Source organism: Chitinophaga sp. 10T418 (genome assembly GCF_056394125.1).
The window spans coordinates 21,444-34,380 of sequence record NZ_JBFTHG010000002.1 but is presented as its reverse complement, the minus strand read 5'-3'; the positions used below and the strand labels follow the sequence as shown (position 1 = coordinate 34,380).

Below are 12,937 nucleotides of genomic sequence, written 5' to 3'. Positions count from 1 at the left end.
AGATGGCTTCCCGATGGTACACTCGAATACCTGGGTCGCATAGATGACCAGGTGAAGATCCGCGGTTTCCGTATTGAGCTGGGTGAGATAGAAAACACACTACAGGAATCCGGCCTGGTAAGCCAGGCGGTAGTACTGGTAAAGGGTGAGGGCGATAAGAAACGGCTCATCGGCTATGTAGTGCCGCAGGATGAATTTGACAAGGAAGGCATTACCGCCTGGCTGCGTTCCAAACTACCGGACTACATGGTGCCTGCATTGCTGGTGCCGCTGGAAAAGCTACCGCTTACCTCCAATGGTAAAACGGATAAAAAGGCATTGCCGGATCCAGATGCCGCTGAACTCCTTTCCAATACCTATGTGGCCCCGCGCAATGAAACAGAAGAAGCGCTGGCCAACATCTGGAAGGAATTGCTGGGAGTAGAACGTGTAGGCATTCACGATAGTTTCTTTGAACTGGGAGGCGATTCTATCATTACCATACAGGCAGTAAGTCGTGCCAAACGCGCCGGTTACGAATTACATCCGCGTGATCTGTTCATCCATCAAACAATTGCTGCCCTGTCACCACTGTTGTTGTCTGCAAAAACTCAGACAGCCATCGGCGAGCAGGGATTGTTGAGCGGCAGCAGTGGTTTACTACCGGTACAGCAATGGTATTTTGATACAGTTGGAACCAATACATCGCATTATAATCAACATACGCTCTTAAATATATCCAAAGAAGTTCCCGCTTCCACATTATCTGCCATCATAGAACAGTTAACTACTTACCACGATGCCCTGCGCTTTACCTACACCCATAACGGGGACGGATGGCAACAGGAATATGGTAGTGTGCAGGGAACCCTGGCAACGGTGGATCTGCAGCAGGTAGCATCCAGTCAGCTGGATAACCAGCTGGTACAATACGCAGATCATTATCATAAAAGCCACGACCTGCAACGTGGTGAACTGTTCCGCGCGGTATTGTTCCTCACGCCGGCTGCCGAAAAAGACAACCGGCTCCTGGTAACCATACACCATCTTGCAGTAGATGGGGTTTCCTGGCGTATCCTGCTGGAAGACCTGGAACAATTACTCAGCAGTAAAACTAGGTTGTTAACAGCACCCAAGGGTAGCTCTTACCGGCAGTGGCATGAAACGCTGGTACAATACAGTCAACGCCGCCAGGTAAAAGCAGAGGAGGAGTACTGGCGCCAGGTAACCAATCATGAACTACCGTTACGGGTAGTAACAGCGTATACCGATGGACTAACTAAATCGGATATACGAAGTTTTGAAAACCGGTTAGATGCGGTGTCTACGCGGCAGCTGCTGCAGGATGTATCACGTGCCTATCATACAGAAATCAATGACCTTCTGCTGGCAGCACTGGCACTTACCTTGTCGGCATGGAATGATACCGCTAAAGTATTGATCGGCCTGGAAGGCCATGGTCGTGAAGATATTGCACCTGGCATAGATCTTAGTCGTACGGTGGGCTGGTTTACCAGTATATACCCCGTATTGCTGGAAGTAAAGGATCCTCGTCATACCGGTCATGTGCTGAAAGCAGTGAAGGAACAATTGCGACAGGTGCCCGGTAAGGGACTGGGTTATGGTGTGCTGAAATATATAGCAGCAGCACCATCCCTGCAAGGCAAAGATCCATGGGAAATCCTCTTCAACTATCTTGGGCAGACTGATAATGCAATTGCCGGTAAATATGTAAGTCTGGCTACAGGACCTTCCGGTGAAGATACCGGAGCGGCGTGTCCAGTCAATGAAAAACTGGCAGTGAACAGCATCATCCGTGACGGGCAGTTGATCCTCCAATGGGATTACAGTACCAGGCACTTTGATGAGGCAACGGTCAATAAACTTGCCAGCGATTACCTGGTGCACCTGCAACAGCTGATCAGCCATTGTATGGATACTGCACCGGTGTTCACGCCGTCTGATTATGGCTTGGGTGATGTGGTTAGCATCGGACAATTGGACGAATTCCTTGATGAATATTATAACGGTGCGCCAAGACGTGGCCAGGTAGCAGGCATTTATCCGCTCAGTGGTTTGCAGGAAGGTATGTTGTTCCACGGTATGTATGATCGTAACGGTGGCGCCTATATTGAACAGTTCTCCTGTGAATTGACAGGCTTGCAGGAAGAAGCTTTCCTGCAAAGCTGGGCACACCTGATCAGCACCCACAGCATATTACGCAGCGCCTTTTATACCGGTCCTTTCTCTGTGCCGGTGCAATGTGTATATCACAAAGTACAACTGCCGGTCACAATACATGACTACAGGCATTATACTCCGGAAGAACAAGCGCAGGCAATTCAGGAACTGGATGCAGCAGACCGCAGCCAGGGATTTGACTTTTCCGCGGCACCGCTCATGCGGATGGTACTCATCCGTTTGGATGAAACGCGTTACCGCCTGCTTTGGACCTTCCACCATATTTTAATAGACGGATGGTCATTGCCCCTGCTGATGGAGTCACTGTTACGCACCTACGAATTGCTGGCAGCAGGAAAAGCGCTGCCACCGGTGAAAGAAGACCGTTATGGAGACTATATCAGTTACCTGCAGCATCGTGACAGGGAAACGGAAGAAAACTACTGGCGCAATTATCTGCATACGGTAGAAGAACCCACCTTGCTGCCTTTCATCAGTGCAGTGACAGACAGGACCAGGGCAGGTGGCGCCGTAATGGCGGAGAAGCTGCTGCTGGACACCGCCACTACACAGCTGATTACACAATTTGTACAACAGTCCAGGATCACCGTCAATACCCTGATGCAGGGCGTGTGGGCGTTCCTGTTACATTATTATACCGGACGTGAACAGGTAGTCTTTGGTACTACCGTATCCGGCAGGCCGGAAGATCTGGCAGGCGTGGAAGAACGGGTTGGAATGTACATCAATACGATCCCACTGGTGACTACCATCAACAAGGAACAGGCAGTAACAGCGTGGCTGCAATCATTGCAGGCAACGCAACTGCAGAGCCGCGAACACCAGCATACGCCGTTGCATGAAATACAGCGGTGGATAGGTGTACGGGGCGATCTGTTCGACAGCCTGCTGGTATTTGAAAATTTCCCGGTTAGTAAGGTGCTGGCAGCGCAGCCATGGCAACTGCAGGTAGAAAATCCTGTTGTACGTGAGCAAACCAACTATCCACTCGATATAGTGATTGTAGCGGCAGCGGAAATAGATATACAATTCAGCTATAATACACGGCTGCTGGATCAGGTATATGTGCAGTCCATTGCGGCGCATTTTAAACAGGTATTGCTGCAGATTGTTAGCAAAGCGGCGCAGCATATCAACGATGTTGAAATGTTGGCTCCGGGAGAATACCAGCAGTTGCTGGAAATATTTAACAACACTGTCCATGATTACCCGCAGGATAAAACGGTAATAGATCTGTTTGTGGCACAAGCGGCACTTACGCCTGATGCTATAGCGGTAGTGCACGATGGCAGGGAGCTTACCTTCCGTGAACTGGATGAACGTTCCAACCAGGTGGCGCATTACCTTATCAGCCGCGGCGTGGAAAGCGAAACGTTGGTACCGTTGTGTATAGAACGGTCACCCGAAATGCTCATCGGCATGCTGGGTATACTGAAGGCCGGTGGCGCCTATGTGCCAATTGATCCGGAATATCCGCTGGAACGTATCAGTTACATGATACAGGATACAGCGGCAACGGTGATCGTCAGCAGCAGTGCCTCCAGGAAAAGGGTATTACCGGATGCTGGTCAGGCGCTTGTTATATCGCTGGATGAAGCCAGCGGAATAATAGACAATTATGCCACCACACGGGTAGCCGTGCCAACAACACCAGACCAGCTGGCCTATGTGATCTATACTTCGGGATCTACCGGTAAACCCAAAGGGGTGATGATAGAACATGGAAATTTGTTTGCCTTTATATGCTGGTGCCAGCGTGAGTTTGAAGCAGACAAGTTTGATATGGTGTATGCAACAACTTCCATGTGTTTCGACCTTTCGATTTTTGAATTGTTTTATCCACTGACAATTGGTAAACGGATAAGGATAGTGCAGAACGGGTTGGCGATTGAAAAGTACCTGGCAGATGATACTGCTGTACTGTTGAATACCGTGCCTAGTGTAATCCAGGCGTTATTAAACAGCCAGGCAGATCTGTCACCGGTTACGGTGCTGAATATGGCCGGTGAGCCGATTCCTGCAGAAGTACAGCGTAGCAGGGTACTGGAGCAAATGATAGTGCGGAACCTGTATGGACCTACAGAAGATACAACTTACAGTACCGTGTGCAGGTTAACACCAGGACAGGCATCTGCATCTATTGGTCGTCCGGTGGATAATTCACATGTCTATATCCTGGGGCCAGGCAATAAATTAATGCCGGCAGGTATTGCTGGTGAGATCTGTATCGGTGGCGCTGGTGTAACGCGTGGTTACCTTAACCGTCCTGATCTGACTGCGGAGAAATTTGTGGCAGATCCTTTCCATTCGCAACCTGGCAGCAGGATGTACCGCACAGGGGACCTGGGCAGGTGGTTACCGGATGGTACTATTGAATACCTGGGCAGGATAGATACACAGGTGAAGATCCGCGGTTATCGCATAGAACTGGGAGAAATAGAAAATGTATTGCAGGATTGTGAACTGGTAGATAAAGCAGTGGTAACAGCCGTAGTGGAGAAGAACAGTCCTCATCAGCACAGGCGGCTTGTAGCCTATATCGTACCGGCTGGTGTTTTCAATAAGGAAGGTATCCTGGCCTATGTGCAGCAAAAGCTGCCCGATTATATGGTGCCTGTCGTAATGGTACCGCTGGAAGTTTTGCCGATGACTGCCAATGGCAAGATAGACAGAAAAGCATTGCCGGACCCGGATTTGGGTGCGGTACGTGCAGACGCCTATGTAGCTCCTGGAAATGAAACAGAACAGGTGCTCGCTGGTATCTGGCAGGAATTGCTGGGTATCTCACGGGTAGGCATACACGATAATTTCTTTGAATTGGGTGGCGACTCCATTGTTACTATACAGGTGGTGAGCCGCGTAAGACGTGCCGGCTATGAACTGCAACCGCGTGATATCTTCATGCATCAGACGATCAGCCGCCTGGCCGCACTGATAGCAGGTGAGCGCAGCACACTGGCCACCGGGGAACAGGGTATCCTGACAGGCAGCAGCGGATTGTTGCCGATTCAACAGCGGTATTTTGATATGACCGGTCTTACAGATGCACGCTTTAACCAGCGTATGTTGCTGTCGGTAGATAAGCAGTTATCTGCAGATACCATTCTTACCGCCATCCGCACATTACTGCAATATCATGATGCCTTACGGTTTGTATACACCTATGGTGAACATGGCTGGCAACAGCAGTTTGGCACGCAGGAAGGCGCATTAACCGTTGTGGATTTGCAGCAACAGGCAACACCTTCATGGAGCACTGAACTGGAAACATACGGTAACAGCAGTCATGAATACCTGGATATTGAACAGGGTATCCTGCTGCATGCAACACTTTTCCTGACACCAGGTGATGTAGCTGACAACAGGTTGCTCATCGTCATCCATCACCTCGCCGTAGATGGTGTTTCGTGGAGAATATTACTGGACGACCTGGATGTATTGTTGAAAAAAGGACCTGCAGCCACTTCCGGCATGCTGGGTCTGAAAGGCAGCTCCTACCGCCAGTGGTATACCGCATTGGGAGACTATGGGCACCGCCGCCGGTTGCTCAGCCAGGAAGCCTACTGGAAAAAAGTAGCAGCAGGTTATATACCGCTGCGTACGGAAAAACAATACGAAGGAAAAGTGACGGTATCGGATACCGGTTACTGCGAAGTAAAACTGGATACGCTGCAAACACAACAGCTGTTGCAGGAAGTTCCGCGCGCCTACCATACAGAAATCAACGATATTCTTTTAAGTGCCCTGGCACTCACGCTTTCGGCGTGGAACGATGCCGCAACCGTAGTGATAGGATTGGAAGGACATGGTCGTGAAGACATCGCTGCTGGTATAGATACCAGTCATACGGTAGGCTGGTTCACCACCCTGTATCCTGTATTGCTGGAAGTACCGGCAGAGAGGGAAACAGGCGCTGTACTGAAAGCAGTGAAGGAACAGCTGCGGCAGGTGCCTGATAAGGGAATTGGTTACGGTATATTGAAATACATTGGCAAGGCCGCATACCTGCAGGGCAGGGAACCCTGGAATGTAGTGTTCAACTATCTCGGCCAGGCAGATAATGTAGTGAAGGAACAGGGCTATTTAAAAATGGCAACAGAACCTTCGGGTTCCGGTATTGCTGCAGATTTTATATTGACAGATAAACTGACTGTTGACAGTATCATCCAGGGAGGTGAGCTGGTGATTCAGTGGCGTTACAGCAATCTGCATTTTAATGAGGCGCTTATTGCACAGCTGTCAGCAGATTATGTGGCGCACTTACAAACACTGATCGGTCACTGCCTGAGTCTGGGAGCTCCGGTGTTTACACCATCGGACTATGGATTGGGGGCAATAGTCACCAGCCAGGAACTGGACGCATTCCTCGACACTGACTTCAACGGCGCACCACGCCGCGGCCAGGTAGAGAGCATGTATCGCCTGAGCGGATTACAGGAAGGCATGTTGTTCCATAGCCTGTATGACGAAGCGGGGAGTACTTATATAGAACAGTTCAGTTGTGAGCTGAAAGAGTTGCATACAACCGCATTCAGAGAAAGTTGGGAGCAGGTGATACATCAGCATACCATCCTGCGAAGTGCTTTTTATTATGATGCTTTCTCAGTACCGGTACAATGCGTATACCGCGATATTATACTGCCATTTGAAATACTGGATTATCGCCATCTGGCGCCGGATGCGCAGGCCGCAGCCGTAGAGGAATTTGCATTGCGGGATAACCGCCAGGCTTTTGACTTTGGTGCTGCACCGCTGATGCGCTTTACCCTGCTCCGTTTACAGGATAATGTGTACCGGTTGTTCTGGACATCGCATCATATTCTGCTTGATGGCTGGTCTATGCCGGTACTGATGGAGGAACTACTGACGGCCTATGAGCTGCTGACAGCTGGTGATCCGGTACCTGCCGCCGCAGTGGACGATTACGAAGCATATATCCGTTACCTGGACCAGCGCGACCTGGAACAGGAAGAACAATACTGGCGCAGTGCACTCGAAGGAGTGGAGGAAGGTTGCTTGCTACCATTTATAGATGCTACTGCCATCCGTACAAAGGGAGCAGGTACCTATATGGAAATGCAGCATGTGCTGGATGCCGGAGTTACCGCGCGTCTGGCCGCCTATGCGCAGCAACATCATATTACCCCGAGCACATTAATGGAAGGCGTATGGGCGTACCTGTTATACCGCTATACCGGCAGACAGGATGTTATTTACGGTGTTACGGTATCCGGTCGTCCGGAAGATCTGCCGGGTGTGGAATCAAGGGTAGGATTGTATATTAATACACTGCCGCTGCACACACGCCTGGAAGCAGGATTGCACATTACAGAATGGCTGGAGGCAATACAACAAAGCCAACTGCAAAGTCGTGAATACCAATATGCGCGACTGAGTGATATCCAGCAGTGGTCCGGTGTTGCCGGCGACCTGTTTGACAGTTCTATCACTTTCCAGAATTTCCCGGTAAGCGAGGTATTATCCTCCCGGACCTGGCAGTTGCAGGTAGGGGATGTGCAGGTGCACCCGCATACCAACTATCCGCTCACTATCATTATTAGTATCGGTAAGGAAACCAATCTGTTATTTACATATAACAGCCACCTGCTGCCAGCATTGCATATCGGAAAAATCATGCGGCATTTTGAACAGGTACTGCTGCAGGTATTGGACCATGAGCATGTTACTATTGGTGAGCTGGACCTGCTCACCGGTGCAGAGCGTAAGGAGTTACTGCTCGCAGCCAATAAGGGCCGGGTGGATTATCCGGAAGAAAAGACTTTTGTGGACCTGTTCCAGGCGCAGGCAGCTGCTACGCCGCAGGCTACTGCACTGGTATTTGAAAATAACACACTCACCTACGATGAACTAAACGAACGGACCAACCAGCTGGCACACTATCTCCGTAAAAAGGGAGTAAAAGCAGGTACACTGGTACCGTTATGTATAGAACGTTCCCTCGACATGATTGTGGGGATGCTGGGAATCCTGAAGGCCGGTGGTGCCTATGTCCCATTGGAACCCGATTTTCCGGCAGAAAGAATTAAATACATGCTGGAAGATACCGGCGCAGCAATAGTAGTGAGCAGCCAGATTGCCAGCGGCGTATTACCCGCCGACAGTGGCCTGCAGATCATCCTGCTGGATGATGATCTGGACCGTATCAGTGCTTACCCGGTAACGGTGCCGGATACACTGCCATCGCCCGAGCATCTGTTGTATGTTATTTATACGTCCGGTAGTACCGGTACGCCTAAAGGGGTGATGATCACTCACCGCAACCTGGCCGATTACCTGGCAGGCCTGCAGGCACATCTGCCGGTGGCAGAATGCCGTTCCTTCGGCCTGTTGTCCAGCATCGCCACGGATCTTGGTAACACGGTACTGTTCACGGCGCTTGTGCATGGTGCAGCCCTGCACCTGTTTGCAAAGACTACTATCAACGATGCGGAAAGTATCCGCCGTTATTTCAGAGAACATCCTATTGACGTGATCAAAATTGTACCATCGCACTGGAAAGCGCTGTCTGATACAGATCACCTGTTGCTGCCGCAAAAGCTGCTCATCTTCGGTGGGGAAGCATTAGGCGCAGGGGTAGTAGACAGTATCCGTGCAGCTGCCACTTCCTGCACGATAGTAAATCACTACGGCCCAACGGAAACGACTATTGGAAAACTGCTGCATGTGGTACAGCCGGGCACTATCTACAACCAGGTAGTACCGGTAGGCCAGCCGTTCTCCAATACCCGCATTTATATTGTGGACAGCGAAGGAAAACTCTGCCCGGCAGGGGTTCCGGGAGAACTTTACATTGGTGGTGATGGTGTGGCCGCAGGTTATCTGCATAATGAAACATTAACGGCCAGCCGTTTTATCGTTGATCCGTTTGCACCGGACAGTGAAGAAAAAGTATACCGCACAGGAGATAAAGTAAAATATCTGCCGGATGGAAATATTGTTTTCCTCGGAAGAGTGGACGACCAGGTGAAGATCCGCGGCTACCGCGTAGAACCTGGTGAGATCAGCCAGGTATTAAGTGCTTGTCCGCTTGTTAAACAGGCAGTGGTGATAGCACGTCCGGATAACAGCGGTACCAACCGTCTCACCGGCTATGTGATCCCACAGGAAGAATATGATCAGGATGGTATCATCGCTTACCTGCGTGAACTGTTACCTGACTATATGGTACCTGCCGCGCTGGTACAACTGGATCATTTCCCACTCATGGCCAATGGTAAAATAGATCGCAGGGCATTACCTGATCCTGATGTAACCCTCACCAGGGAAACAGGAGGAGTGCCACAAACAGCCATAGAAAAAACACTGGCTGCTATCTGGTCGCTATTGCTGGAAGTGGAACAGCCGGGTGTTCATGATGATTTCTTTGCGTTGGGAGGTCACTCCCTGCTGGCGATACGGGTCATCTCCGCCATCAGGAAACAACTGGGTGTGGAAGTAGCTATCGGTGATATATTCGAATATCCGACTATCGCTTTGCTGGCTGCCAGGTTACAGGGTCAACAGGATACCAGCCGTGTACCATTGCTTGTTGCTGCGGAACGGCCTGCGCATATCCCGCTGTCCTATAGCCAGGAAAGGTTATGGTTCATTGACCAGCTGGAAGGTACATTGCAATATCATATTCCCGTGGTACTCCAGTTAAAAGGGAACTTACGCAGTGATGCCCTCGAGTATGCCCTGCAAACAATAGTAAACCGTCACGAGGCCCTGCGTACCGTTATCCGGGAAACAGAAGGTCAGCCTTATCAGTTGGTACTGGAGAAAAACGGATGGCAGCTGGAAGTAGCAGATGATACGGAATGGAAAGCAGCGCATGTTTCGTTACAAACCTATATAAGACAGCTGATCATTACCCCATTTGATCTGGCAGCAGATTATATGCTGCGGGCACAGCTGATCAGCACAGGGGATCAAGCATATATCCTCGTGGTAACACTGCATCATATTGCCTCTGATGGCTGGTCTTCCGCCATCCTGGTAAATGAACTGATGGCATTGTATGATGCTTTTGTATCAGGCAGGGAGGCCGTATTACCAACGCTGTCTGTCCAGTATGCGGACTATGCCATCTGGCAGCGCGCTTATCTTTCCGGGGATGTACTGGAAAATAAACTGGGCTACTGGAAGGACAAACTAACGGGTGTGGCTACACTGGAATTGCCGGTAGATCATACACGCCCCGTCATTCAAAGTACCCGCGGTGCATCGGCGCACTTCAGCATCGATCCTGCGCTTTCTGCACAACTGCATGCCCTGTCGCAGCAGGAAGGTACCACCCTGTTTATGACATTGCTGGCAGCCTTTAAGGTGCTGCTGTTCCGCTACACTCACCAGCCTGATATCTGCGTGGGTACACCAGTGGCCGGCAGAACACAACAGGAAGCAGAAGGGCTGATCGGGTTCTTTGTAAATACCCTCGCTCTGCGGAGTGACCTGGGCAACAATCCATCTTTTACCGCCTTCCTGCAACAGGTAAAACAAACCATGTTAGGTGCGTATGAAAACCAGGATGTTCCGTTTGAAAAAGTGGTGGAAACGGTGGTGAGAGACCGCGATATGAGCCGCAGTCCATTATTCCAGGTAGTATTCGGATTCCAGAATGCACCGGAAGCTGGTGAGCTGCACCTGGCTGATATAACGGTGACACCTGAACTTTCCGGTCAGGGTACTACGAAATTTGATCTCACTTTCATGCTACAGGAAAGTCCGGAAGGTATCCAGGCAGACGTAGAATATTGTGTTGACCTTTTCAATCATGATACGATTGAACGCATGCTCACGCATTTTGAGCAATTGCTTCGCGCAGTGGTACAAACACCTGCGGCGCAAATAGGCGCCCTGTCTATATTGCCGTCTGCTGAGGAAGAACAACTGCTGCTGCATTTCAATGACAGTCTCACCGGTTACCCGCGTGATAAAAATATCATAGACCTGTTTACCCGTCAGGCCGTGCAAACACCGGATGCTATTGCGGTGGTGTTTGAAGGCACTTCACTTACCTACCGGGAGCTGGATGAACGTTCATCGCAGCTGGCCCATTACCTCATCAGCAAAGGCGTAGCCGCAGAAACATTTGTACCGGTTTGTATAGAAAGGTCATTGGAAATGATCATTGCCATCCTCGGTATACTGAAGGCCGGTGGGGTGTATGTACCGATGGACCCGGATTACCCGGCAGAACGTATCGACTACATGCTGAAAGATACGGATGCTACTATTGTTGTGAGCAGCAATGCCAGTGCAGACTGCTTTACTGCTGCCCTGGATATTATCCGCCTGGATGGCGATGCCACCATCATCAGCGGTTATCCGTCTGAAGCACCTGGTATTACAGTCCGTCCGGAGCAACTGGCTTATGTGATCTACACATCCGGATCTACCGGCAAACCGAAAGGGGTGATGATAGAGCACCGGAATGTGGTGCGGTTATTTGAAACAGATACACCGCTGTATGATTTTAATGCAGCAGATGTATGGACCATGTTCCATTCCTTCTGTTTCGACTTCTCGGTATGGGAAATGTACGGTGCATTGTTCTATGGCGGCCGTGTGGTAATAGTGCCCAGACATATTGCGCAGGATGCTGCAGCATTCGGGGAACTGGTCATCAAACAGGGAGTAACGATACTGAACCAGACACCATCCGCATTTTATGTGCTGCAGGATTATCTGACAGCGAATGCAGCTACGGTGCCGGTACGGTACGTCATCTTCGGTGGCGAAGCACTGAACCCTGCACGGGTGAAACCGTGGCTGCAACAATATCCCGGCAGCAGGCTTATCAATATGTATGGCATTACCGAAACCACGGTGCATGTTACCTACCAGGAACTGGAACTCGCAGCAATAACCAGCAGCAGTGTAATCGGAAAAGCTATTCCGACACTGAGTCTGTATGTACTGGATCCTTACCAGCAGACGGCTCCCATCGGTATTACCGGAGAACTATATGTAGGAGGAGATGGATTGGCCAGAGGTTATTTAAACCGTCCTGAACTCACGGCTGCACGTTTTGTACAGGATCCATTCAGCAAAAATGCAGGCGACCGCCTTTACAGAACGGGTGATCTTGGCAGATGGCTGCCGGATGGCACCATCGAATACCTGGGCCGCATAGATGACCAGGTAAAGATCCGCGGCTTCCGTATTGAATTGGGTGAGATAGAAAGTGTATTGCAGGAATCCGGGCTGGTAAGCCAGGCGGTAGTGTTGGCGAGAGGAGAGGATGGAGACCGCAAAAGGCTGATCGGTTATGTAGTGCCACAAGGTGAGTTTAACAAAGAAGGAATCAATGCATGGCTTCACGCCAAACTACCGGATTATATGGTGCCCGCATTGCTGGTGCACCTTGAAAAAATGCCGCTTACATCCAATGGTAAAACAGACCGTAAGGCGTTGCCTGATCCGGATGCAGGCGCCTTGTTCCAGAATGATTATGTAGCGCCAAGAAATGATATGGAGCAGGCGCTCGCAGATATCTGGAAAGAACTGCTTGGAGTAGAACGAGTAGGCATTCACGATAACTTCTTTGAATTGGGAGGACATTCTCTCATGGCTATCCGGCTGATGGCTGCATTGCGTAACCAACAAGGGGTGAATGTTCCCGTAAGCAAGCTGTTTGAGTGCAAGGATATAGCGCAGTTAAGTGCCTATATCGCCTCTGCAGCTGCAAGCACAGAACTGGAAGCCAATGGGGAATATGAAGTCTTTGAGCTATAAAAAACGGCATTGTTTC

At 50.2% G+C, this 12,937-nt stretch carries 1 protein-coding gene (running past one end of the window); it reads left to right on the top strand.

The genetic code is table 11. The features are described from left to right. On the top strand, window positions 1-12,921 hold the final stretch of the coding sequence (locus tag AC1DCV_RS04635; protein ID WP_477022076.1) for a non-ribosomal peptide synthase/polyketide synthase. 15,501 nt of this gene lie to the left of the window's left edge; 12,921 of the gene's 28,422 nt are visible here — the last part of the coding sequence; its start codon lies off the left edge, out of view; its stop codon occupies window positions 12,919-12,921. Window positions 12,922-12,937 lie beyond the last annotated feature (16 nt).